The sequence below is a fragment of the Polaromonas sp. genome (genome assembly GCF_010365105.1).
In the GTDB taxonomy this organism is placed as follows: Bacteria; Pseudomonadota; Gammaproteobacteria; order Burkholderiales; family Burkholderiaceae_C; genus Polaromonas.
This window is the reverse complement of sequence record NZ_JAAFGZ010000009.1, coordinates 131,115-155,041: the sequence shown is the minus strand read 5'-3', so window position 1 is coordinate 155,041 and position 23,927 is coordinate 131,115. Positions and strand designations below refer to the sequence as shown.

At 62.5% G+C, this 23,927-nt stretch carries 23 protein-coding genes; 22 read left to right on the top strand and 1 reads right to left on the bottom strand.

Annotation, left to right across the window (positions count from 1 at the left end):
- Positions 1 to 10 precede the first annotated feature (10 nt).
- From GZ092_RS08510 to GZ092_RS08470, 9 genes are all read left to right on the top strand, one after another.
- Entirely contained in the window at positions 11 to 1,267 is a 1,257-nt protein-coding gene (locus tag GZ092_RS08510) for an MFS transporter (protein ID WP_293635955.1), read from the top strand.
- Positions 1,268 to 1,480: 213 nt separating this feature from the next.
- Positions 1,481 to 2,605: an ABC transporter substrate-binding protein gene (locus tag GZ092_RS08505; RefSeq protein ID WP_293635954.1), complete on the top strand. Its 1,125-nt coding sequence runs from the start codon at positions 1,481 to 1,483 to the stop codon at positions 2,603 to 2,605.
- A gap of 63 nt (positions 2,606 to 2,668) precedes the next feature.
- A complete protein-coding gene (locus GZ092_RS08500; protein WP_293635953.1) occupies positions 2,669 to 3,367 on the top strand; it encodes a transposase in 699 nt (232 codons plus the stop codon).
- A gap of 232 nt (positions 3,368 to 3,599) precedes the next feature.
- Positions 3,600 to 8,342, top strand: a complete 4,743-nt coding sequence (locus GZ092_RS08495) for a glutamate synthase-related protein (protein WP_293635952.1) — start codon at positions 3,600 to 3,602, stop codon at positions 8,340 to 8,342.
- Positions 8,343 to 8,486: 144 nt separating this feature from the next.
- On the top strand, positions 8,487 to 9,953 hold the full coding sequence (locus GZ092_RS08490) for a glutamate synthase subunit beta (protein WP_293635951.1): 1,467 nt from the start codon (positions 8,487 to 8,489) through the stop codon (positions 9,951 to 9,953).
- A gap of 54 nt (positions 9,954 to 10,007) precedes the next feature.
- A complete protein-coding gene (locus tag GZ092_RS08485; protein WP_293635950.1) occupies positions 10,008 to 10,853 on the top strand; it encodes an ABC transporter ATP-binding protein in 846 nt (281 codons plus the stop codon).
- Entirely contained in the window at positions 10,850 to 11,632 is a 783-nt protein-coding gene (gene mlaE / locus GZ092_RS08480; RefSeq protein ID WP_293635949.1) for a lipid asymmetry maintenance ABC transporter permease subunit MlaE, read from the top strand. The genes GZ092_RS08485 and mlaE overlap by 4 nt, the downstream gene beginning before the upstream one ends.
- An 84-nt stretch (positions 11,633 to 11,716) precedes the next feature.
- Positions 11,717 to 12,226: an outer membrane lipid asymmetry maintenance protein MlaD gene (mlaD, locus tag GZ092_RS08475; protein WP_293635948.1), complete on the top strand. Its 510-nt coding sequence runs from the start codon at positions 11,717 to 11,719 to the stop codon at positions 12,224 to 12,226.
- A complete protein-coding gene (locus GZ092_RS08470; RefSeq protein ID WP_293635947.1) occupies positions 12,223 to 12,999 on the top strand; it encodes a VacJ family lipoprotein in 777 nt (258 codons plus the stop codon). The genes mlaD and GZ092_RS08470 overlap by 4 nt, the downstream gene beginning before the upstream one ends.
- A gap of 38 nt (positions 13,000 to 13,037) precedes the next feature.
- Here GZ092_RS08470 and GZ092_RS08465 read toward each other — a convergent pair whose 3' ends face one another.
- Positions 13,038 to 13,163 carry a hypothetical protein gene (locus tag GZ092_RS08465; protein WP_293635946.1) on the bottom strand — a complete coding sequence of 42 codons (126 nt, stop codon included), beginning with the start codon at positions 13,161 to 13,163 and terminating at the stop codon, positions 13,038 to 13,040.
- On the opposite strand from GZ092_RS08465, the gene GZ092_RS08460 reads away from it, so the two are divergent.
- The 13 genes from GZ092_RS08460 to hisF all read left to right on the top strand — a co-directional run bounded on the left by GZ092_RS08460 (position 13,162) and on the right by hisF (position 23,895).
- Positions 13,162 to 13,797 (top strand): ABC transporter substrate-binding protein, encoded by a 636-nt coding sequence (locus tag GZ092_RS08460; protein WP_293635945.1) that lies wholly within the window; start codon positions 13,162 to 13,164, stop codon positions 13,795 to 13,797. The genes GZ092_RS08465 and GZ092_RS08460 overlap by 2 nt on opposite strands.
- A 12-nt stretch (positions 13,798 to 13,809) precedes the next feature.
- Positions 13,810 to 14,109 carry an STAS domain-containing protein gene (locus tag GZ092_RS08455; protein WP_363254366.1) on the top strand — a complete coding sequence of 100 codons (300 nt, stop codon included), beginning with the start codon at positions 13,810 to 13,812 and terminating at the stop codon, positions 14,107 to 14,109.
- Positions 14,110 to 14,198: 89 nt separating this feature from the next.
- On the top strand, positions 14,199 to 15,158 hold the full coding sequence (locus GZ092_RS08450; protein WP_293635943.1) for an ABC transporter ATP-binding protein: 960 nt from the start codon (positions 14,199 to 14,201) through the stop codon (positions 15,156 to 15,158).
- Positions 15,155 to 15,910 (top strand): ABC transporter permease, encoded by a 756-nt coding sequence (locus GZ092_RS08445; protein WP_293635942.1) that lies wholly within the window; start codon positions 15,155 to 15,157, stop codon positions 15,908 to 15,910. The genes GZ092_RS08450 and GZ092_RS08445 overlap by 4 nt, the downstream gene beginning before the upstream one ends.
- A 191-nt stretch (positions 15,911 to 16,101) precedes the next feature.
- A complete protein-coding gene (locus GZ092_RS08440) occupies positions 16,102 to 16,347 on the top strand; it encodes a BolA family protein (RefSeq protein WP_293635941.1) in 246 nt (81 codons plus the stop codon).
- 4 nt (positions 16,348 to 16,351) lie between these two features.
- Complete coding sequence (gene murA / locus GZ092_RS08435; RefSeq protein ID WP_293635940.1) at positions 16,352 to 17,626, top strand: UDP-N-acetylglucosamine 1-carboxyvinyltransferase; 1,275 nt, start codon at positions 16,352 to 16,354, stop codon at positions 17,624 to 17,626.
- Complete coding sequence (gene hisG, locus GZ092_RS08430) at positions 17,623 to 18,273, top strand: ATP phosphoribosyltransferase (protein ID WP_293635939.1); 651 nt, start codon at positions 17,623 to 17,625, stop codon at positions 18,271 to 18,273. The genes murA and hisG overlap by 4 nt, the downstream gene beginning before the upstream one ends.
- Positions 18,274 to 18,278: 5 nt before the next feature.
- A complete protein-coding gene (hisD, locus tag GZ092_RS08425; RefSeq protein WP_293635938.1) occupies positions 18,279 to 19,625 on the top strand; it encodes a histidinol dehydrogenase in 1,347 nt (448 codons plus the stop codon).
- Complete coding sequence (gene hisC, locus GZ092_RS08420; protein ID WP_293635937.1) at positions 19,622 to 20,719, top strand: histidinol-phosphate transaminase; 1,098 nt, start codon at positions 19,622 to 19,624, stop codon at positions 20,717 to 20,719. Before hisD ends, hisC begins: the two co-directional genes overlap by 4 nt.
- Positions 20,716 to 21,336 carry an imidazoleglycerol-phosphate dehydratase HisB gene (gene hisB, locus GZ092_RS08415; RefSeq protein ID WP_293635936.1) on the top strand — a complete coding sequence of 207 codons (621 nt, stop codon included), beginning with the start codon at positions 20,716 to 20,718 and terminating at the stop codon, positions 21,334 to 21,336. The genes hisC and hisB overlap by 4 nt, the downstream gene beginning before the upstream one ends.
- 110 nt (positions 21,337 to 21,446) lie before the next feature.
- Positions 21,447 to 22,127 (top strand): imidazole glycerol phosphate synthase subunit HisH, encoded by a 681-nt coding sequence (gene hisH / locus GZ092_RS08410; RefSeq protein ID WP_293635935.1) that lies wholly within the window; start codon positions 21,447 to 21,449, stop codon positions 22,125 to 22,127.
- Between the two features lie 80 nt (positions 22,128 to 22,207).
- Complete coding sequence (hisA, locus tag GZ092_RS08405; protein WP_293635934.1) at positions 22,208 to 22,948, top strand: 1-(5-phosphoribosyl)-5-[(5-phosphoribosylamino)methylideneamino]imidazole-4-carboxamide isomerase; 741 nt, start codon at positions 22,208 to 22,210, stop codon at positions 22,946 to 22,948.
- A gap of 167 nt (positions 22,949 to 23,115) precedes the next feature.
- Positions 23,116 to 23,895, top strand: coding sequence for an imidazole glycerol phosphate synthase subunit HisF (hisF, locus tag GZ092_RS08400; RefSeq protein ID WP_293635933.1), 780 nt, complete (start codon positions 23,116 to 23,118; stop codon positions 23,893 to 23,895).
- The last annotated feature ends 32 nt before the right edge of the window (positions 23,896 to 23,927 follow it).

Here is a 23,927-nt window from a genome sequence, read left to right as displayed (position 1 = left end):
CAGGCTGGCGGTGAGCACCCTGGCCCCTGATACTGCCCACGAGCTGCGCGCTGCCCGTTATGTGATTGCGGCGGGCGTGGTGGCAGCCCTGCATGTCGGCAAGCTGCCGCCGGCCTTGCCGGTGCTTCGCGACGTGCTGGGCATTTCGCTGCTGCAGGCCGGTTTTTTGCTGTCGCTGGTGCAACTGGCCGGCATGACACTCGGGCTGCTCACCGGCCTGGCGGTGCAGCGCATCGGCCTCAAGCGCAGCATGGTCGGCGGGCTGGTGGTGCTTGGATGCGCCAGTGCGCTCGGCGGAATGGCGAATGGCGCCGCCTGGCTGCTGGCAACGCGCGCTCTGGAAGGCCTGGGGTTTTTGTGGGTCGTGCTGCCCGCGCCCGGACTGGTGCGCCGGCTGGTTCCGCCTGAGCGCCTCAACGGCATGCTCGGCGTCTGGGGCGCCTACATGCCCCTCGGTGCGTCGCTGGCCTTGCTGCTCGGGCCGTCGGTGATGCAGCTGGGCGCGCCGGCATGGGGCTGGCGGATCTGGTGGTGGCTGCTGGGCGCGCTGGCGGTCATGCTGGCGCTGCTCGTGCGCTGGCGCCTGCCTGCAGACCCGCCCCGTCAACAGCCCACCGTCCCAGCGCAGCAAGGCGGCGCCATGCATTTTTCGAACCGCAGCCTGCTGGGCCTGACCCTGCGTTCGCGCGCCGTCTGGTTGATGGCGCTGACCTTCGCCATGTATTCAGGTCAATGGCTGGCGGTGATCGGTTTCCTGCCTTCGATCTACGCGCAGGCCGGCTTGCCCGGCAGCAGCGCCGCCTGGCTTACAGCGGGTGCGGCAGCGGTCAATATCGTGGGTAACCTTGCGGCGGGCCGCTGGCTGGGGCGCGGAGCACAGCCGTATAAGCTGCTGGTGGCCGGATTCCTTGCGATGGCGGGCGGCGCGTTGCTGGCGTTCGGCGCCACGGCGCATCCGCTGCTGCAATACACCGGCGTGCTGATGTTCTCGATGGTGGGCGGCCTGATCCCGGCGACCCTGTTCAGCCTGGCGATCAGGCTGGCGCCCAGCGGCAATACCGTCTCGACCACGGTGGGCTGGGTCCAGCAGTTGTCGGCCCTGGGCCAGTTCGCCGGTCCGCCCCTGGTAGCCTGGGTGGCGGTGCAGGCCGGGGGCTGGCAATGGACCGGCTGGGTCACCTCGGTTTGCTGCGCTGTCGGGCTGCTGCTGGCGTGGCAGATTCAGCTTGTCGCTTTGACTCGATCAAACGGTCAACCCTCCAGATAACGGTTTTAGGGCTGATTCGGCAGGGCAGTTTAAAAGCAAGCTGAACCGGCCATGGCCATATGTCCATAGGGCATAAACCCTGCGATACGAAAAACACTTTTTGTGACATGCTTGTGTTTTACTGGCCACAGGCAGTGCGGATTCCAGACCGCCCTTGTGAACAGGGTCACCAAAGGATACGGATACATGATGTTCAACCGCCGTAAATTGATTATGGGAGGCATTTCCTCCATCGCTTTCATTGCCAGCCCAGGGCTCAGGGCGCAATCCACCAAAACAGGCCGAAAACTGACAATCGGACAGTCGGTGCCGCTGACGGGCGCGGCTGACCAGATTGGCCTGGCTTACCTGAATGGCGCAAAAATCTGCTTCGATGCCCTTAATGCCGCCAATGGCGTGGGTGGCTACAGCATTGAAGTCAGGGCGCTTGATGATGGCTACGACCCGTCCAGGGCCGCAGCCAATGCCAAAAAGCTGATCAGCGAAGGTGTTGATGCCTTGTTCGGCTTTGCAGGCACTGCCAGCTGCGACGCTGCCTATGACGTCGCCAAGCCCAGCGGCATGCTGTTCTTCGCGCCTTTCGCCGCTTCCGATACCTTGCACAATCCTGCGCTTTCCAATGTGTTCCATGTCCGTCCAGCGCTGGCGGACGAGGCTTACAAAGTGGCGCGGCATTGCGCAACGCTCAATCAGTCGCGCATCGCGGTGTTTGCCGAAGACGATGCCATGGGCCGTGCCGGTCTGGCGGCTGTCAGCAATGCCCTGGTGGACCTGAAACGGCCACCCCTTGTGGCCAGCGCCCTGTCGCCTGTGAACAGCACCCAGGTGGATGCGGCAGTGGCACAGATCATCAAGTCCCAACCCCAGGCCATCATTTTGGCCAGCCTGTTCAATTCATCCGCAGCCTTCATCCGAAAGACGCGCCAGGCGGGCTTTGGTGGCCAGTTCCTGACCTTTTCGGTCGTCGGCATCGACCCCTTGTTCAGCGCACTGGGCAAGGAAATTGGCGGCATCGTCATTTCACAGGTCGTCCCTTCACCGCGCAGCACGACCCTGCCCGTGGTCAAGGAATACCTGGATGCCCTTAACCAGACCGACCAGTCACCCAGCTATGAAAGCATCGAAGGCTATATTGCCGCCCGCAGCTTTGCCGAGGGCGTGCAGCGCAGCATCGCTGGCGGCGGTAAACCGGACCGGGCCGGCTTGCAAAAAGCGTTCAATTCGATGACCGACTACAACCTGGGCGGCTTTCGGGTCAACCTGCGGCCTAAAAAATACGAATCGGTCCGGGCCATTGACCTGGTCAGCATCACGCCGGACGGAAAAATCATCCGCTGAACGGTGGGCCAGGGCTGCTGGCCGGATCAAATATCATGGCGCACACTTCCGGCATTGCACTTCATGGCCCGTCTTCCCCGATTGACCGTTCCCGGTTATCCGCACCACATCATCCAGCGCGGCAACAACCGGCAGGCGATTTTTTCATCGGTTGCTGACTTCCAGAGACTGATCTCGCTGCTGGAAGAAAACGCACAGAAATTCGGCGTCGCGGTGCATGCCTATGTGCTGATGGACAACCATTTCCATCTGCTGGCCACGCCCACCACCGCCGAAGGCCTGCCGCAGATGATGCAGGCGGTGGGCCGGCGCTATGTGCGTTATTTCAATGACCGCCAGGGGCGAACGGGCACGCTGTGGGAAGGGCGTTACCGCTCGACCGTGATCGATACCGACCGCTACCTGTTGGCGTGCATGGCGTACATCGACCTCAATCCGGTGCGCGCCGGGCTGGCCAGGGAGGCCGCCGCCTACCCGTGGTCGAGCCATGCGCACTATGTGGGCCTGCGTGCAGACCGGCTGGTCACGCCGCACGCACTGTTCTGGACGCTGGGCAACACCCCATTTTCGCGCGAAGCGGCCTATGCGGCGCTCGTCGCCCAGGGTATCGCGCCCGAGCAGCAGCAGGAGATGACCCGCGCGGCGCTGGGCGGCTGGGCGCTGGGCGATGAACGCTTTGTAGCGAATCTGCAAAAGCAGACCAGCCGCCGCGTCATGCAAGCCAAAGCCGGAAGGCCCGCATTGACCCATAAAACTGAATAAAAAAGAGTTTTGCGCATATCTGTTAAGAATACCTTGCTATTAAATTTGATATGTCCCCATATCTCCAGCATTAACCTGAGGCAGGAGTTAAATGGAATCTGACCCTGATTAAAAAATTTGGTACCAAGACTGGCATGCACTATGCTCATCTTTTCTGAAATTTGAAACACCTGGCGGGCAGGGCTGGCGTCTCCATTCACGCTTCCTGCTTTCCCACTGACAAGGAATTGCCATGACCACGGCTGCTGAAATCAAGCATTTTGAACAACACGGTTTGTACGCAGGCTCCAACGAGCACGACGCTTGCGGTGTCGGCTTCGTGGCGCATATCAAGGGCCACAAGAGCCATGCGATTGTCGAACAGGCCCTGAAGATTCTTGAAAACCTGGACCACCGGGGCGCCGTGGGGGCCGACAAGTTGATGGGCGACGGCGCCGGCATCCTGATCCAGTTGCCCGACGCCCTGTACCGCGAAGAAATGGCCGCTCAAGGCATTGCCTTGCCGCCACCGGGCGAATACGGCGTGGGCATGGTGTTCCTGCCGAAGGAACATGCGTCGCGTCTGGCTTGCGAAGAAGCGCTGGAACGCGCCGTCCATGCCGAAGGCCAGGTGTTGCTGGGCTGGCGCGATGTGCCGGTGAACAAGGACATGCCCATGTCGCCGACCGTGCGCGCCAAGGAACCCATCCTGCGCCAGATCTTCATCGGCCGCGGCAACGACGTGATCGTGCAGGACGCGCTGGAGCGCAAGCTCTACGTGATCCGCAAGACCGCCAGCGCCGCGATCCAGCGCCTGCACCTGACGCACAGCAAGGAATACTACGTTCCCAGCATGTCCAGCCGCACCGTGGTCTACAAGGGCCTGCTGCTGGCCGACCAGGTGGGCACCTACTTCATGGACCTGACGGATGCGCGCTGTGTCTCGGCACTCGGTCTGGTGCACCAGCGCTTTTCGACCAACACCTTCCCTGAGTGGCCGCTGGCGCACCCGTACCGCTATGTGGCGCACAACGGCGAGATCAACACCGTCAAGGGCAACTACAACTGGATGAAGGCACGCGAAGGCGTGATGTCTTCGCCAGTGCTGGGCGCCGACCTGCAAAAGCTCTACCCGATCAGCTTTCCCGGCCAGTCCGATACCGCCACCTTCGACAACTGCCTGGAGTTGCTCACCATGGCCGGTTACCCGATCAGCCAGGCCGTGATGATGATGATTCCCGAGCCATGGGAGCAGCACACCACCATGGACGAGCGCCGCAAGGCCTTCTATGAATACCACGCCGCGATGCTCGAACCGTGGGACGGCCCGGCGTCCATCGTCTTCACCGACGGCCGCCAGATCGGTGCCACGCTTGACCGCAACGGCCTGCGCCCGTCGCGCTACTGCGTCACCGACGACGACCTGGTCATCATGGCGTCCGAATCCGGCGTGCTGCCCATCCCCGAGCACAAGATCATTCGCAAATGGCGTCTGCAGCCCGGCAAGATGTTCCTGATCGACCTCGAACAGGGCCGCATGGTGGATGACGAGGAAATCAAGGCCACGCTGTCGCACAGCAAGCCCTACAAGCAGTGGATCGAGAACCTGCGCATCCGGCTCGACGACGTGGCAGGCAAGACCCAGGAAAGTGCCGCAGCGGCGCCTGCAGCGACTGAACTGTCATTGCTCGACCGCCAGCAGGCCTTCGGCTATACCCAGGAAGACATCAAGTTCCTGCTCTCGCCGATGGCAGCCAACGGCGAGGAAGCCACGGGCTCGATGGGCAACGACAGTCCGCTGGCCGTGCTGTCGAACAAGAACAAGTCGCTGTACAACTACTTCAAGCAGCTGTTTGCGCAGGTCACCAACCCGCCGATCGACCCGATCCGCGAAGCCATCGTGATGTCGCTGGTGTCCTTCATCGGTCCCAAGCCGAACCTGCTGGACATCAACCAGGTGAATCCGCCGATGCGGCTCGAAGTGAGCCAGCCGGTGCTGAACAATGCCGACATGCAAAAGCTGCGCGACATCAAGTCGCACACCCAGGGCAAGTTCAGAAGCTACACCCTGGATATCACCTATCCGCTGGCCTGGGGCAGCGAAGGCGTCGAGGCCAAGCTGGCGTCGCTGTGCGCCGAAGCGGTCGATGCGATCAAGACCGGCAAGAACATCCTGATCGTCAGCGATCGCGCCCTGAGCGCCACGCAGGTCGCCATTCCCGCGCTGCTGGCGCTGTCGGCGATTCACCAGCACCTGGTGAAGGAAGGCCTGCGCACCACCGCCGGGCTGGTGGTCGAGACCGGCTCGGCCAAGGAAGTGCACCATTTCGCCGTGCTGGCCGGCTACGGCGCCGAGGCGGTCCACCCGTATCTGGCACTGGAAACCCTGGCCGAGCTGTCCAAGGGACTGCCGGGCGACCTGAGCACCGAAAAGGCGGTCTACAACTACACCAAGGCCATCGGCAAGGGCCTGTCCAAGATCATGTCCAAGATGGGCGTGTCCACCTACATGAGCTACTGCGGCGCGCAGCTGTTCGAGGCCATTGGCCTGAACCGCCAGACGGTTGACAAGTTCTTCACCGGAACGTCCAGCCAGGTCGAGGGCATGGGCGTGTTCGGGATTGCCGAGGAAGCGCTGCGCATGCACAAGGCTGCCTTCAGCGACGATCCGGTGCTGGCCAACATGCTGGATGCCGGCGGCGAATACGCCTGGCGCGTGCGCGGCGAAGACCACATGTGGACGCCCGACGCGATTGCCAAGCTGCAGCATTCGACGCGCTCCAACAACTGGAACACTTACAAGGAATACGCCCAGCTGATCAACGACCAGAACCGCCGCCACATGACCTTGCGCGGCCTGTTCGAGTTCAGGATAGACCCGTCCAAAGCCATTCCGATTGACGAAGTCGAGTCGGCCAAGGAAATCGTCAAGCGTTTTGCCACCGGCGCGATGTCGCTGGGCTCGATCAGCACCGAAGCGCATGCGACGCTGGCCGTCGCCATGAACCGCATCGGCGGCAAGAGCAACACCGGCGAGGGCGGCGAAGACCCCAACCGCTATCGCCAGGAACTCAAAGGCATCCCGATCCGTCGCGGCGACACGCTGAAAAGCGTGATTGGCGAGAAGGTCGTTGAAGTCGATTTGCCGCTGCAGGACGGCGACTCGCTGCGTTCGCGCATCAAGCAGGTGGCGTCGGGCCGGTTTGGCGTGACCGCCGAATACCTGGTATCCGCCGACCAGATCCAGATCAAGATGGCGCAGGGCGCCAAGCCGGGCGAGGGCGGCCAGCTGCCCGGCGGCAAGGTCAGCGACTACATCGGCCAGCTGCGTTTCTCGGTGCCCGGCGTCGGTTTGATCTCGCCGCCGCCGCACCATGACATCTACTCCATCGAGGACCTGGCGCAGCTGATCCACGACCTGAAGAACGTCAACCCGCGCGCCAGCATCAGCGTCAAGCTGGTCAGCGAAACCGGCGTCGGCACGATTGCCGCCGGCGTGGCCAAGGCCAAGGCCGACCACGTGGTGATTGCCGGCCACGACGGCGGCACGGGCGCTTCGCCCTGGTCGTCGATCAAGCATGCCGGCTCGCCGTGGGAAATCGGCCTGGCCGAAACCCAGCAGACGCTGGTGCTGAACCGCCTGCGCGGCCGCATCCGCGTGCAGGCCGACGGCCAGATGAAGACCGGCCGCGACGTGGTGATTGGCGCGCTGCTGGGTGCCGACGAGTTCGGCTTTGCCACCGCGCCGCTGGTGGTCGAAGGCTGCATCATGATGCGCAAATGCCACCTCAACACCTGCCCGGTTGGCGTCGCCACGCAAGACCCGGTGCTGCGCCAGAAGTTCAGCGGCAAGCCCGAGCATGTCGTCAACTATTTCTTCTTTGTGGCCGAGGAAGCGCGCCAGCTGATGGCGCAGCTCGGCATCGCCAAGTTTGACGACCTGATCGGCCGGCCAGATTTGCTGGACATGCAAAAAGGCATCGAACACTGGAAGGCCAGCGGCCTGGATTTCAGCCGCCTGTTCTACCAGCCCCAGGTGCCGGCCGATGTGCCGCGCATGCATGTGATGGACCAGGACCATGGGCTTGAAAAAGCGCTGGATGTGCGCCTGATCGAGAAATCGAAAGCGGCGCTGGAAAAAGGCGAAAAAGTCCAGTTCATCGAAGTGACGCGCAACGTCAACCGCACCGTCGGCGCCATGCTGTCGGGCGAACTGACCCGGCTGCGCCCCGAAGGCCTGCCGGATGACACGCTGCGCATCCAGCTGGAAGGCACCGGCGGCCAGTCGTTTGGCGCTTTCCTGGCCAGGGGCATCACCATGTACCTGATTGGCGACGCCAACGACTACACCGGCAAGGGCCTGTCGGGCGGGCGCATCGTGGTGCGTCCGAGCATCGACTTCCGGGGCGACGCGGTGAAGAACACCATCGTCGGCAACACCGTGCTGTACGGCGCGACCACCGGCGAGGCTTTCTTCAGCGGCGTGGCCGGCGAACGCTTCGCGGTGCGTCTGTCGGGCGCCACGGCGGTCGTTGAAGGCACGGGTGACCACGGCTGCGAATACATGACTGGCGGCACGGTCGCGGTGCTGGGCAAGACCGGCCGCAACTTTGCCGCCGGCATGAGCGGCGGCGTGGCCTATGTGTACGACGAGGACGGCCTGTTTGCGACGCGCTGCAACACCTCAATGGTGTCGATGGACCGCGTGGTCACGACCGCCGAGCAGCACACCCATGACCAGTCCGACTGGCATGCCGGCGCAAGCGACGAAGAGCAGCTCAAGCGCCTGCTGCAGGACCACAACCGCTGGACCGGCAGCAAGCGCGCCCGCGAATTGCTGGACACCTGGAGCGTGTCGCGCCTGAAATTCGTGAAGGTCTTCCCGAACGAGTACAAGCGCGCCCTGATCGAGCGCAAGGAGCGCCGGCTCGAAGCCGCGACCGAAACCACCCGCGCGCAAGTCGCGACCAACCGGGAAGCGGTAGCCGCCAAATAAGCCGGACAGGGCCGGCGCCGGGGCAGCATGGCACTGCCCGGGGCTGGCTTGTTTACTGTTTCGCTATCGTATTAATAGCTGCTTGCGACCGCTGGATGTGCGCAAACGGCATTAAAAGCTTAAAAAATTGCACAGGAATCGATCATGGGAAAAATCACCGGCTTCATGGAATACGAGCGCATCGAAGAGGGCTACAAGCCTGTTGCCGAGCGCCTGAAGAACTACAAGGAATTCGTCATTGGCCTGGACGACCAGCAGGCCAGCACCCAGGCGGCGCGCTGCATGGACTGCGGCACGCCGTTTTGCAACAGCGGCTGCCCGGTCAACAACATCATTCCCGATTTCAACGACATGGTGTTTCGCGATGACTGGAAAAACGCCATTGACACGCTGCACAGCACCAACAATTTTCCGGAATTTACCGGCCGCATCTGCCCGGCGCCGTGCGAAGCCGCCTGCACGCTCAACGTGAACGACGAAGCGGTGGGCATCAAGTCCATCGAGCACGCCATCATCGACCGCGCCTGGGCTGAAGGCTGGGTCAAGCCCCGGCTGGCCCCGCACAAGACCGGCAAGAAGGTTGCCGTTGTCGGTTCCGGCCCGGCCGGCATGGCAGCCGCCCAGCAACTGGCGCGCGTCGGCCATGACGTGACGCTGTTCGAGAAGAACGACCGCGTCGGCGGCCTGCTGCGCTACGGCATTCCCGACTTCAAGATGGAGAAAATCCACATCGACCGCCGCGTCGAGCAGATGCAGGCCGAGGGCGTGACCTTTCGCACCGGCGTCATGATCGGCAGTTTGCCCAAGGGCTCGAAGGTCACCAACTGGGCCAAGGAAACCATTAGCCCTGAGCAACTGCAAAAAGACTTTGATGCCGTGGTCCTAACCGGAGGCGCCGAGCAGTCGCGCGACTTGCCGGTGCCCGGCCGTGATCTGGACGGCGTGTATTTCGCGATGGAGTTTTTGCCGCTGCAGAACAAGGTCAACGCCGGCGACAAGGTCAAGGGCCAGTTGCGTGCCGACGGCAAGCACGTCATCGTGATTGGTGGCGGCGACACCGGCTCGGACTGCGTCGGCACCAGCAACCGCCACGGCGCGGCCAGCGTCACCCAGTTCGAGCTGATGCCCGAGCCGCCGGTCGAGGAAAACCGCCCCATGACGTGGCCCTACTGGCCGATCAAGCTGCGCACCAGTTCCAGCCATGAAGAGGGCTGCGAGCGTGAGTTCGCCATTTCCACCAAGGCGCTGATCGGCGAAAAAGGAAAAGTCACCGGCTTGACCACGGTTCGCGTCGAATGGAAAGACGGCAAGATGGTTGAAGTCGCCGGTTCGGAGCAAACGCTCAAGGCCGATCTGGTGCTGCTGGCCATGGGCTTTGTCTCGCCGGTGGCGTCGGTGCTCGACGCCTTCGGCATTGAAAAGGACAACCGGGGCAATGCGAAGGCCGGCACCGACTTCATCGGCGGTTATGCCACCAACCTTCCCAAGGTGTTTGCAGCGGGCGATATCCGGCGCGGCCAGAGCCTGGTGGTGTGGGCGATTCGGGAAGGCCGGCAGGCTGCGCGGTCGGTCGATGAGTTCCTGATGGGCTATAGCGACCTGCCACGCTGATTGGCGTAATCCCTTATGATCCAGAAGCCGGAATCCCCGGCTTTTGTCTTTTCTATGCCCCCATCTTCCAACGCTTCCCTTGTAGAGCTGCGCCACCTGACTTTCGGGTATGGCGAACGCGTCATTCTGGACGACATTTCGCTGTCAGTGCCGCGTGGCAAGGTCACGGCCCTGCTGGGTGCATCGGGCGGCGGCAAGACCACCATCCTGCGCCTGATCGGCGGGCAAAACCGGGCGCAGTCGGGCCAGTTGCTGTTCGACGGCCAGGACGTCACGTCCATGGACCAGGAACAACTGTACGCGGCACGCCGCCGCATGGGCATGCTGTTCCAGTTCGGCGCGCTGTTTGCCGACCTGAGCGTGTTTGAAAACGTCGCCTTTCCGCTGCGCGAACACACCGGCCTGCCCGAAGTGCTGATCCGCGACATTGTGCTGATGAAGCTCAATGCAGTGGGACTGCGCGGCGCGCGCGACCTGATGCCCAGCGAGGTGTCGGGCGGCATGGCGCGGCGCATTGCGCTGGCCCGCGCCATCGCGCTGGACCCTGAACTGGTGATGTACGACGAGCCGTTTTCCGGACTCGACCCGATTTCGCTGGGAACGTCGGCACGGCTGATTCGCCATCTCAACGACAGCCTCGGGCTGACCAGCCTGTTTGTCTCGCACGAACTGGAGCAGACGTTTGCGATTGCCGACCATGTGATCATCCTGGCCAATGGCAAGGTCGCCGTCGAGGGCACGCCTGATGCGGTGCGCCAGAGCGCCGATCCGCTGGTCTACCAGTATGTGCATGCGCTGCCGGACGGTCCGGTGCATTTTGACTATCCCGGCATCACCGTCGAGCAGGACTTCGGTCCCGGCGTGGCGCCTGCATCCCTGACATCCGGAGCCTCTTCATGAGTTGGTACAAGCCTGCTGACGTTGGATTTGCCACCCGCAGCTGGCTCGCCAACCTGGGCTATGGCGCACGGCTGTTCCTGCGTCTTCTGGCGACATTTGGCTCCAGCTTCAAGCGCTTTGGACTGGTGCGTGACCAGATCCATTTCCTGGGCAATTATTCGCTCGTCATCATTGCCGTTTCCGGCCTGTTCGTCGGTTTTGTGTTCGGCCTGCAGGGCTACTACACGCTGCTGCGCTTTGGCTCGACCGAAGCACTGGGCCAGCTGGTCACGTTCACGCTGGTGCGCGAACTCGGACCGGTGGTGACGGCACTGCTGTTTGCCGGCCGGGCCGGAACCTCGCTGACCGCCGAGATCGGTTTGATGAAGGCCGGCGAGCAGATCAGCGTGATGGAAATGATGGCCGTCGATCCGATCAAGCGCATTTTGGCGCCGCGCTTCTGGGGCGGCGTGATTGCCATGCCGCTGCTGGCCGCCGTGTTCAGCGCCATGGGCGTGATTGGCGGATGGGTGGTCGGCGTGCTGATGATCGGTATCGATGCCGGCTCGTTCTGGAGCCAGATCCAGGGCAGCGTCGATGTCTGGGCCGACGTCGGCAACGGCATCATCAAGAGCATCGTGTTCGGCTTTACCGTGACCTTCGTGGCGCTGCTGCAGGGCTACCAGTCTCAACCGACGCCCGAAGGCGTGGCCAGTGCCACGACGCGCACGGTGGTGGTGGCCTCGCTGGCAGTGCTGGGCCTGGATTTCATCCTGACCGCGATGATGTTCACGAAGTGATCACTTGAAAAAATTCGTGGGACAGGCCTTTTCCGTGCGAATGCCGGACGGGCACTGTCCTCAACCGTTTGGAAGGAAGTTTTGATGCAACGCTCGAAGATTGATGTGTGGGTCGGCCTGTTTGTGCTGGTGGGCGCCGTGGCCATTTTGTTTCTGGCATTGCAGGCGGCCAATTTGCTGAACCTCAATTTCCAGCCCACCTACCGGATCACGGCAGAATTCGACAACGTGGGCGGGCTCAAGCCCAAGGCGTCGGTGCGCAGCGGGGGCGTGGTGGTGGGCCGGATCGAGGACATCAGCTTCAATGACCAGACATTCCAGGCGCGCGTCACGCTCGAAATGCAAAGCCGTTATTCTTTTCCCAAGGACAGTTCGCTGAAAATCCTTACCAGCGGCCTGCTCGGCGAGCAGTACATCGGCATCCAGGCGGGCGGCGATGAAAAAAACCTCGCTGCTGGCGACGTCATCCGACAAACGCAGTCGGCCGTCGTGCTGGAAAATCTCATCGGCCAGTTCCTGTTCAGCAAGACCGCCGACGAATCTTCAGGAACGGCTCCTCCCCTGCCAGCAACTGCAACGACGGACAAAAAATGAAGCAAGCCATTTCTCTGAAAAAAGTCCCGGGCTGGACCGCCGCCGCCCTGGCCATCGTCCTGCTGCAGGGATGCGCCACCGGTCCCCAGGCGAATCCTGCCGATCCGCTGGAGCCGTTCAACCGCGGCGTCTACAGCTTCAACGAAGGGCTTGACCGCGCCGTGCTCAAGCCCGTCGCTACCGCCTACCAGAACATCACGCCGTCGCCGGTGCGCACCGGCGTCACGAATTTCTTTGAAAACATCTCGGACGTCTGGTCCATGGTGAACAATGCGCTGCAGGCCAAGCCGGCTGAAGCAATGGATTCGCTGTTTCGCGTCACCACCAACACGTTCTGGGGCGTGGGCGGCATTTTTGATGTCGCCACCGAGCTGAAAATTCCGAAGCACAAGGAAGATTTCGGCCAGACCCTGGGAACCTGGGGGCTGGCCTCCGGTCCGTATGTGGTGCTTCCGCTGTTTGGACCCTCCAGCGTGCGCGACACGGCAGGCCGGGTGGTGGACATGCAGGGCGACCTGGTGTCGCAGTCAGGCAATGTCCCCGTGCGCAATTCCCTGAAGACCCTGGACCTGGTCGATACGCGGGCCAACCTGCTTCGTGCCGGCGATCTGCTGGACCAAGCGGCGCTGGACAAATACGCCTTTACCCGCGATGCCTATTTGCAACGCCGCAGGAGCCTGATCGGCGGCAACCCGCGCACCGAACCCGAAGAGCGCTTCGACCTGCCTGAAGCGTCGCCTGCGGCTCCGGTGCCGAATCCGAATCCGCAGTGAAGCCGTGGTAACAAGCTTTACCCAAGCGTTTTAAAACTTCATTGGCTGCCCGCCAACCCGCCTGCAAAATAGTTCATCCTACAAGCACAGTCGCCGCAGCGCAGATGGAACAGGCCATGGCGCTGCAGGCCGCCAATTGTTTTGACTTTGAAAGAAAAAATCATGAACCGTAGAACTCTCGGACGTTTGTTGACCGCCACGCTCAGCCTGGCCCTGCTGGCTTCGTCCCCCTTGGTTCGCGCGGCCGACGAGGCCCCGGATGCACTGATCAAGCGCGTATCCACCGAGGTGCTGGACGCCATCAAGTCCGACAAGGCCATTCAGGCGGGCGAAATGAACCGTGTGCTGGCGCTGGTCGATACCAAGGTCATGCCCAACGTCAATTTCACACGCATGACGGCTTCTGCGGTCGGCCGTAACTGGCGCCAGGCCACGCCAGAGCAAAAAAACCGGTTGCAGCAGGAGTTCAAAACCCTTCTGGTCCGTACCTATTCCGGCGCGCTGTCGCAGGTCAACGACCAGAAGCTCAATGTCAAGCCGCTGCGCGCAGCCGCCGGCGACAACGAGGTGACAGTCCGCACCGAAGTGCTGGGACGCGGCGACCCGGTCCAACTGGACTACCGTATGGAAAAAACGCCGACCGGCTGGAAAATCTATGACCTGAACGTGCTGGGCATCTGGCTGGTGGAAACCTACCGCACCCAGTTTGCCCAGGAAGTCAGCGCCAATGGCCTTGACGGCCTGATTGCGTCGATGGCGCAGCGCAACCAGACCAACGCAGGCGGCGCCAAGTCCTGAACACGCCAATCGATTGCCATGCTGAAACTTCCTGCTGTCCTGACCCATGCAGCCGCCTGCGGTTTTTTCGACACCATTCCAAAGGAAGTGCTGTCGATGCCCGCAGACGTTGTTGTGGACGCCAGCGCGCTGAGCCAGTTTGACTCGTCGGCGCTGGCCATCCTGCTCGAATGCCGCCGGCAGGCGCTGGCGGCACGCAAGGGTTTCTCGGTGCAGGGCGCGCCCGAACAATTGCTGCAACTGGCCGACGTCTATGGTGTGGCCACGCTGATTCCCGCTTCGCCGCCAGCATCCGCAGCCGTGGCAGCCTGAGGTCATGCTTCGTCTGCAGGCAAGGGCTGCAAAGGCCTTGGCCGGCTGCTCGGGATAAGAAAGCCATCAGCCCCTAAAATAGCGGGCTCATGCCAGCCATCTCATTCCAGTCCGTCTGCAAAACCTATCCTCCCCCGCGAAACCAGTCCGGCACCGGCCTCAAGGCGCTGGACCATGTCAGCTTTGACATCCAGCAGGGCGAATTTTTCGGCTTGCTTGGCCCCAACGGCGCCGGCAAGACCACCCTTATAAGCATTCTGGCCGGACTGTCGCATGCCAGCAGCGGCCGTGTCCTGGTGCACGGCAGCGACGTGCTGCTCGACTATGCCAACGCCCGGCGCAAGCTCGGCGTGGTGCCGCAGGAACTGGTGTTCGACCCCTTCTTCACCGTGCGCGAAGCACTGCGCATCCAGTCGGGCTATTTCGGCATCAAGCACAACGACGACTGGATTGACGAGTTGCTGGCCAATTTGGGCCTGGCCGACAAGGGCAACGCCAACATGCGCCAGCTTTCCGGCGGCATGAAGCGCCGGGTGCTGGTGGCTCAGGCGCTGGTGCACAAGCCGCAGGTCATCGTGCTGGACGAACCGACAGCGGGCGTCGATGTCGAATTGCGCCAGACCCTGTGGCAGTTCATCGCCAAGCTCAACAAGCAGGGCAGCACCGTGTTGCTGACCACCCATTACCTGGAGGAGGCCGAGGCTTTGTGCAGCCGCATTGCCATGCTCAAGCAGGGCCGGGTGGTTGCGCTGGCACAAACGTCCGACCTGCTCAGCGCAGCTTCCAGCAATGTCCTGCGCTTCAAGATTGATAGCGAACTTCCCCTGCACCTGGCGCGTCAGGCCCGTATTACAGGTCGCATCGTGCAGTTTCCGGCACACAATGCGCGTGAAATCGAGCAGTACCTGGCGGCCGTCCGCGAGGCTGGGCTGGTGGCCGAGGATGTGGAAATCCGCAAGGCCGACCTGGAAGACGTGTTTCTTGAAGTAATGAATGAAAAAGAAGTGAAGGAACCCATGACGATGGACTTGGCAGGAGCCATGAAATGACCGGTTGGCAAACGCTTTTTTATAAAGAAATCCTGCGTTTCTGGAAGGTCGGTTTCCAGACCGTTGGCGCACCGGTGCTGACGGCCGTACTCTACATGCTGATTTTCGGCCATGTGCTGCAGGGCCAGGCGCTGGTGTACGGCAAGGTCAGCTACACCGCCTTTCTGGTGCCCGGCCTGGTGATGATGAGCGTGCTGCAGAACTCGTTTGCCAACAGTTCGTCGTCGCTGATCCAGAGCAAGATCATGGGCAGCCTGGTGTTCGTGCTGCTCACGCCGCTGTCGCACTGGGACTGGTTCTGGGCCTACGTCGGCTCGTCGGTGGTGCGCGGCCTGATGGTCGGCACGGGCGTTTTTGTCGTCACGGCGTTTTTCGGACGGCCCGGTTTCGTGGCGCCGCTGTGGATCGTGCTGTTTGCCGTGCTGGGTTCGGCCATGCTTGGCGCGCTGGGCGTGATTGCCGGCCTGTGGGCCGAGAAGTTCGACCAGATGGCCACCTTCCAGAACTTCATCATCATGCCGATGACGTTTCTGAGTGGCGTGTTTTATTCGATTCACTCGCTGCCGCCGTTCTGGCAAAAGATCAGCCACCTGAACCCGTTCTTCTACATGATCGACGGCTTTCGCTACGGCTTTTTTGGCGTCAGCGATGTGTCGCCGTGGCTCAGTCTGGGGTTGGTGCTGAGCGCATTTCTCGTCATCAGCGCCGTCGCGGTCAACATGCTGCGCACGGGTTATAAGATCAGACATTAATGGCCCCCACGCTTGTCGCTTCGCGTACTGCGCTTCCCCCCGAGGGGGCCGCTGCGCCTGCGGTCTGGCGAAGCCAGTCCCGCGGCCCCTGCTGGGTTGAAGCGGGAGCCGCCATGCTTGTTACTCCCTGTGCTGCGTTGATCCCATTTTTACGCCACCCAAGGCAGTGAGACTTTTTTTAGAAAACCTTTATGACCAGCGAAGAACTCCAAACCATCATTGCCGCCGACCTGCCTTGCGAACACCTTGAAGTGTCGGGTGACGGCAGCCACTGGTACGCCACCATGGTCTCCAGTGCTTTTCAGGGCCTGTCGCGGATTGCGCGCCACCACCGCGCCTATGCGACGGTGGGAAACCGGATTCAAACCGGTGAAGTCCATGCCCTGTCGATGAAGACCTATACGCCTGCCGAATGGGCTTCCCTGAAAGCGCAATAAACACATGGACAAACTACGCATCAAGGGCGGCAAGTCCCTGGCCGGCTCGGTTGACATCTCGGGCGCCAAAAACGCGGCATTGCCCGAACTTTGCGCGGCCTTGCTGACCGCTGACACGGTCACGCTGCACAATGTTCCCGGTCTGCAGGACGTGGCCACCATGCTCAAGCTGATCCGCAACATGGGTGTCGAGGCCGAGCGCAGCGCCAGCGTTTCCGGCACGGTGACGCTCAATGCCGGTCCGCTGAGTTCGCCTGAAGCGCCTTATGAACTGGTCAAGACCATGCGCGCGTCGGTGCTGGCGCTGGGGCCGCTGCTGGCGCGTTTTGGCGAGGCGACGGTGTCGCTGCCCGGCGGCTGTGCCATCGGCTCGCGGCCGGTGGACCAGCACATCAAGGGCCTGCAGGCCATGGGTGCCGAGATCATCGTCGAGCATGGCTACATGCTGGCCAAGCTGCCCAAAGGCCAGACACGACTGAAAGGCGCCAGCCTCACGACCGACATGGTCACCGTGACCGGCACCGAGAATTTCCTGATGGCCGCCACGCTGGCTGAAGGCGAGACCATTCTTGAAAACGCAGCGCAGGAGCCCGAAATCGGCGACCTAGCCGAAATGCTGATCAAGATGGGCGCCAACATCGAAGGCCACGGCAGCCGGCGCATCCGCATTCAGGGCGTCGAGCGCCTGCACGGCTGCACCCATCAGGTCGTGGCCGACCGGATTGAAACCGGCACCTTTTTGTGTGCCGTGGCGGCGGCCGGCGGTGACGTGGTCTTGCGGCATGGCCGCGCCGACCACCTCGAAGTGGTGATTGAAAAGCTGCGCGAAGCCGGTGCCACCATCACGGCTGGCGAAGGGTTCATCCGCATCCAGGCCAGCGGCCGCATGAAGGCCCAGTCCTTCCGCACCACCGAATACCCGGGTTTTCCGACCGACATGCAGGCACAGTTCATGGCGCTCAACGCCATTGCGCAGGGCACCAGCACGGTGACCGAGACGATTTTTGAGAACCGCTTCATGCACGTCAACGAAATGGTGCGCCTGGGCGCAAAAATCCAGATCGAAGGCAAGGTCTGCGTCGTGGAAGGCGTTGAAAAGCTTTCGGGCGCCACCGTGATGGCCACCGACCTGCGCGCCTCGGCCAGTCTGGTGATTGCCGGTCTGGTCGCCAGCGGTGAGACCGTTGTCGAACGCATCTACCACCTCGACCGGGGTTACGACCAGATGGAAGCCAAGCTGCGCGGCATTGGCGCCGATATTGAACGGATGAAAGCATGATCACGCTCGCCCTCTCCAAAGGCCGGATCTTTGACGACATCCTGCCGCTGCTGCACACCGCCGGCATCGAGGTGCTCGACGACCCGGAAAAGTCCCGCAAGCTGATCCTGGACACCAACCAGCCCGACCTGCGCGTGGTGCTGGTGCGCGCCACCGATGTGCCGACCTATGTGCAGTACGGCGGCGCCGATATTGGTGTCGTCGGCAAGGACACGCTGCTCGAATCGGGCAGCCAGGGACTGTACCAGCCGCTGGACCTGCAGATTGCCAAATGCCGCATCAGCGTGGCAGTGCGCCAGGGCTTTGACTACGCCGCGGCCGTCAAACAAGGCTCGCGCCTGAAGGTGGCGACCAAGTATGTGGAAATTTCGCGTGACTTTTTTGCCTCCAAGGGCGTGCACGTTGACCTGATCAAGCTCTACGGCAGCATGGAACTGGCGCCGCTGACCGGGCTTGCCGACGCGATTGTCGACTTGGTGTCCACCGGCAACACGCTCAAGGCCAACCATCTGGTTGAGGTCGAGCGCATCATGGACATCAGTTCGCACCTGGTGGTGAACCAGACCGCGCTCAAGCTCAAGCAGGCGCCCATCCGCAAGCTGATTGATGCGTTTGCCTTGGCGCTTGCCAAGCCCCTAACCCCCTGATTGCCATGAAATTGATAGCTACTCCCGCCCGACTGTCGTGCGCTGACAGCACTTTCGAGTCTCAATTCAAGGCCCGGCTGCACTGGTCGGCCGATACCGATGCCGAAATCGAGCAGCGCGTGGCCGACATCCTGGCCGATGTCCAGCAGCGCGGCGATGCGGCGGTGCTGGAGTACACCGCGCGCTTTGACGGCCTGAGCGTTGGCGCGATGGCCGAGCTCGAACTCACGCAGGCCGAACTCAAGGCTGCGTTCGAATCGATTCCCGCTGCCCAGCGGGGCGCGCTGCAGGCCGCCGCCAGGCGCGTGCGCACGTACCACGAGGCGCAGAAAAAGGCCTGCGGCGAAAGCTGGAGCTACCGCGACGAAGACGGCACGCTGCTGGGCCAGAAGGTCACGCCGCTGGACCGCGTTGGCATTTACGTGCCCGGCGGCAAGGCAGCGTACCCGTCATCGGTGCTGATGAACGCGATTCCCGCCCACGTGGCTGGTGTCGGCGAGATCATCATGGTCGTGCCCACGCCCAGGGGCGAGAAAAATGCGCTGGTGCTGGCCGCCGCCTACGTCGCCGGCGTGACGCGCGCCTTCACCATTGGCGGTGCGCAGGCCGTGGCTGCGCTGGCCTATGGCACGGCGACCGTGCCCAAGGTGGACAAGATCACCGGCCCCGGCAATGCCTATGTCGCCAGCGCCAAGAAGCGCGTGTTCGGCACGGTCGGCATCGACATGATTGCCGGGCCGTCCGAGATTCTGGTGCTGGCCGACGGCACGACGCCGGCCGACTGGGTGGCGATGGACCTGTTCAGCCAGGCCGAGCATGACGAGCTGGCGCAAAGCATTTTGCTGTGCCCCGACGCGGCCTACATCGACGCCGTGCAGGAAGCCATCCACCGCCTGCTGCCCGCGATGCCGCGTGCCGAAATTATCGCCAGGTCGCTCAGCGACCGGGGCGCGCTAATCCACACGCGCAGCATGGAAGAAGCCTGCGAGATCAGCAACCGCATCGCGCCCGAGCATCTGGAAGTCTCCAGCCGCGACCCGCACCGCTGGGAGCCGCTGCTACGCCACGCCGGCGCAATTTTTCTCGGCGCCTACACCAGCGAAAGCCTGGGCGACTACTGCGCCGGCCCTAACCACGTGCTGCCGACCAGCGGCACGGCGCGCTTTTCCAGCCCGCTGGGCGTGTATGACTTCCAGAAACGCTCCAGCCTGATCGAGGTCAGCGAAGCCGGCGCGCAAGTCCTCGGCCCGATTGCCGCCGAACTGGCCTATGGCGAAGGCCTGCAGGCGCATGCCCGCGCCGCCGAACTGCGCTTGACCACCGTACCCGACATGAGAAAACCCAATCAATGACCGCGCCTGATTCCACACTTGACCCGAAACTCAAGCAACTGATCCGCCAGGACGTGCAGTCGATGCACGCCTACGCCATTCAGGACTCGGCCGGCATGGTCAAGCTCGACGCGATGGAAAATCCGCACCGGCTGCCCGCCGCCCTGCAGGCGCATCTGGGGCAGCGACTGGGCGCGCTGGCGCTGAACCGCTACCCGGACGGCCGCGTCAACGACCTGCGCCGCGAGCTGGCCGACTATGCGCAGATGCCTGAAGGCTTCGACATCATGCTGGGCAACGGCTCGGACGAGCTGATCGCGCTGCTGGCGCTGGCCTGCGACGTGCCCGGCGGCTCGGTGCTGGCGCCGCTGCCCGGTTTCGTGATGTACGCCATGAGCGCGCAGTTGCAGGGCCTGAAGTTCATCGGCGTCGATCTGACGCCCGACTTTGAACTCGACGAAGCGGCGATGCTGGCTGCCATTGCCGAGCACAAGCCATCGATTACCTACCTGGCCTATCCGAACAACCCGACGGCCAACCTGTGGGATGACGCGGTGATCGAAAAAATCATCAACGCCGTCGGCGCGCAGGGCGGCCTGGTCGTGATGGACGAGGCCTACCAGCCGTTTGCCAGCAAGAGCTATGCAGGCCGCATGGCAAGACACGGCCATGTGCTCTTGATGCGCACCCTGAGCAAGTTCGGCCTGGCCGGCGTTCGCCTGGGCTACATGATGGGGCCGAAAGCCTTGATTGCCGAAATCGACAAGGTGCGTCCGCCTTACAACATCAGCGTGCTGAATTACGAATGCGCGCTGTTCGCCCTCGAACACCGGGAGGTTTTTGAGGCCCAGGCACAGGAACTGATCGCCCAGCGCGCCTTTCTGTTCGACGCGCTTGCCGCCTTGCCGGGCGTCAAGGCCTGGCACAGCGACGCCAACATGATTTTGATCCGCGTTCCCGACGCGGCGCGCACCTTCGATGGCTTGCGAAATCGTAAGGTGCTGGTCAAAAATATTTCTAAAATGCATCCTTTGCTGGCCAACTGCCTGCGCCTGACCGTCGGCACTGCCGAAGAAAACGCGCAATTGCTGGCCGCGCTTGAACTCTCCCTATGACCACTTCCATCACCGACTCCCTGTCTGTACCGCGCATTGCCGAGGTTTCGCGCAACACCGCCGAAACCAAGATCACCGTCAAGGTCAACCTGGACGGCACCGGTCAGGCGGCACTGTCCACCGGCATCGGCTTTTTTGACCACATGCTCGACCAGATCGCCCGCCATGGGCTGATCGACCTCGACATCCACGCCGTGGGCGACCTGCACATCGACGGCCACCACACGGTCGAAGACGTCGGCATCACGCTCGGGCAGGCCGTGGCGCAGGCCGTGGGCGACAAAAAAGGCCTGCGCCGTTATGGCCATGCCTATGTGCCGCTGGACGAAGCGCTGTCGCGCGTGGTCATCGACTTTTCGGGCCGTCCCGGCTTGGTCATGAACGTGCCGTTCAAGAGCGGCATGATCGGCACCTTCGACAGCCAGCTGGCCTACGAATTCTTTCAGGGCTTTGTCAACCACGCCTTCGTCACGCTGCACATCGACAACCTCAAGGGCGAAAACGCCCACCATCAGGCCGAGACGGTGTTCAAGGCCTTTGCCCGCGCCCTGCGCATGGCGCTGGAAATCGATCCGCGTTCGGTGGGCGTGATTCCTTCGACCAAGGGCTCGCTGTAAGTCGCACCTTGTCGCTGTTCATGCATGTTTCAGCCCTTCTTCGCAGGCGGGGCGTGCGCTTATAGCTATTAAAACCGTAGCAAATTACTTTTTTTCTTTTTTTCTTCTGAATGTCCAATTTGAAAACGGTGGCAGTGGTCGATTACGGTTCCGGCAACCTGCGTTCGGTCTCGCAGGCGGTCCGGCATGTGGTGCAGGGCACGGGCTACGAGGTGCGGGTCACGTCCAACCCGCAGGACGTGCTCGATGCAGAGCGCGTCGTGCTGCCCGGACAGGGGGCGATGCATGACTGCATGCTGGCGCTCGAACACTCGGGCATGCTCGGCGCCGTGCTGCATGCCGCCGGCCACAAGCCGCTGTTTGGCGTGTGCGTCGGCATGCAGATGCTGCTCGACAACAGCCACGAGGGCCTGGATGGCGCGCCTACGCCCGGCCTGGGGCTCATCCATGGCGAGGTCGTCAAGTTCGACCTGGCCGGCAAGCTCCAGCCCGACGGCAGCCGCTACAAGGTGCCACAAATGGGCTGGAACCAGGTTTATCAGGCGCATGCTGACGGCGCCAAGCCCCATCCGGTCTGGGACGGCGTGCCTGATGGCGCGTATTTTTATTTTGTTCACAGCTTTTACGCCTGTCCGTCTGATAAGCGCCACATTGCCGGCGAGGCAGACTACGGTGGGCGCTTTGCAGCGGCGATAGCGCGCGATAATATTTTTGCCACCCAGTTCCACCCCGAAAAGAGTGCCGACCAGGGGCTGGCGCTGTACCGCAATTTCCTCCACTGGAATCCCTGAACCGCCTTTTGCTTCCTCCGATGCGCCCATGCCAGGGCGAATCTTTTTTAATTTCACCAACTGCTTTTCCTTAGCCCAACATGCTCCTTATCCCCGCGATTGACCTCAAGGACGGCCACTGCGTCCGTCTGAAACAAGGCGACATGGACCAGTCCACCATTTTCAGCGACGACCCGGCGGCCATGGCGCGCAACTGGGTTGACAAGGGTGCGCGCCGCCTGCACCTGGTGGACCTGAACGGCGCCTTCGCGGGCAAGCCGAAGAATGAGGCGGCGATCAAGCGCATCCTGGCCGAGGTGGGCAGTGAAATCGACGTGCAGCTGGGAGGCGGCATCCGCGACCTGGACACCATCGAGCGCTATCTCGATGCCGGCCTGCGCTACGTCATCATCGGCACCGCCGCCGTGAAGAACCCAGGCTTTTTGCAGGATGCCTGCACGGCGTTTGGCGGCCACATCATCGTCGGTCTCGACGCGAAAGACGGCAAGGTTGCCACCGATGGCTGGAGCAAGCTGACCGGCCACGAGGTGGTTGACCTGGCCAAGAAATTCCAGGATTACGGCGTCGAGTCCATCATCTACACCGACATCGGCCGCGACGGCATGCTCAGCGGCATCAACATGGAAGCCACCGTCAGGCTCGCGCAGGCGCTGACGATTCCGGTGATTGCCTCGGGCGGCCTGTCGAACATGGCCGACATCGAAGCGCTGTGCGCCGTCGAGGACGAAGGCGTGCAGGGCGTGATCTGCGGCCGTTCGATCTACAGCGGTGACCTGGACTTTGAAGCGGCGCAAGCGCGGGCTGACGAGTTGAACGGCTGATATGACCCCCACGCTTGCCACTTCGTGTGCTGCGCTGCCCCCCGAGGGGGCTGCTGCGCCTACGGCCCGGCAAAGCCGGTTCCGTGGCCCTGGCTTGCTGCAGAGTTGCCCCTTGCAGTCCTCTCGCCCTGGCAAGACCAATCAATGCTTGTTACGCACATCAGACCATGCTCGCTAAACGCATCATTCCCTGTTTAGACGTCACCGGCGGCCGCGTCGTGAAGGGCGTCAATTTCGTCGAGTTGCGCGATGCCGGCGATCCGGTGGAAATTGCCGCGCGCTACAACGACCAGGGCGCTGACGAACTGACGTTTCTCGACATCACCGCCACCAGCGACGGGCGCGATTTGATTCTCCACATCATTGAGGCCGTGGCCTCGCAGGTGTTCATCCCGCTGACGGTCGGCGGCGGAGTGCGTACGGTCGAAGACGTGCGCCGGCTGCTCAATGCCGGTGCCGACAAGACCAGTTTCAATTCGGCCGCGCTGGCCAATCCGCAGGTCATCACCGATGCCTCGGCCAAGTACGGCGCGCAGTGCATCGTCGTGGCCATCGACGCCAAGCGCCGCAGCGATGAAGACGCGCTGCTGCGCGGTGCCGGCTGGGACGTGTACAGCCACGGCGGGCGCAAGAACACCGGGCTGGACGCCGTGGCCTGGGCCGTTGAAATGGCCCAGCGCGGCGCGGGCGAAATCCTGCTGACCAGCATGAACCGCGACGGCACCAAGTCGGGGTTCGACCTCGAACTGACGCGCGCGGTGAGCGATGCCGTCAGCGTGCCGGTGATCGCCTCGGGCGGCGTCGGCAACCTCGACCACCTGGCCGACGGCGTACAGATCGGCGGCGCCGATGCGGTGCTGGCAGCCAGCATCTTTCACTACGGCGAATTCACCGTTGGCCAGGCCAAACGGCATATGGCCAGTCGCGGGATTCCGGTTCGGCTCTGAATTTCAAGCGTTTAAGGCTGTTTGCGCTTGAT